Origin of the sequence: Neisseria sp. HMSC03D10, from assembly GCF_001807625.1 — a bacterium.
Lineage (GTDB): Bacteria > Pseudomonadota > Gammaproteobacteria > Burkholderiales > Neisseriaceae > Neisseria > Neisseria mucosa.
In genome coordinates this window covers 2,263-2,524 of record NZ_KV789559.1, presented here as the reverse complement: position 1 = coordinate 2,524, position 262 = coordinate 2,263, and the positions used below count along the sequence as shown (strand labels likewise).

The following is a 262-nucleotide window of genomic DNA, read 5'->3' as shown; positions in this document are numbered from 1 at the left end:
CGGAACGTAAACGTCCAGATCTGATTATCGTCAAGGACTACCATATCCGTTGGCCTGGAAGGAAGGCCTTAGCTTACGGGGAGCAGTATGAAGACAACTTAAAACGGCTGGTAGAGATGAAGTATGGCGATGATGAGCTTGATGACAAGCAGGAGCAAGCCTATATAAAAATCGCCACCATCAAGCGATTTGCCTTACTGGAGATCTATCAGGACAACGATGAGGGCAACACCGAAGGGGTGTACGAATTTTCACCGGAATT

Annotated in this window: 1 protein-coding gene; it reads left to right on the top strand. The window is 47.3% G+C overall.

Features of this window, described 5'->3' with window-relative positions:
• Positions 1-262 (top strand): VRR-NUC domain-containing protein (locus tag HMPREF3066_RS12865; protein ID WP_210385709.1); only part of this gene is annotated, 262 nt, incomplete at both ends.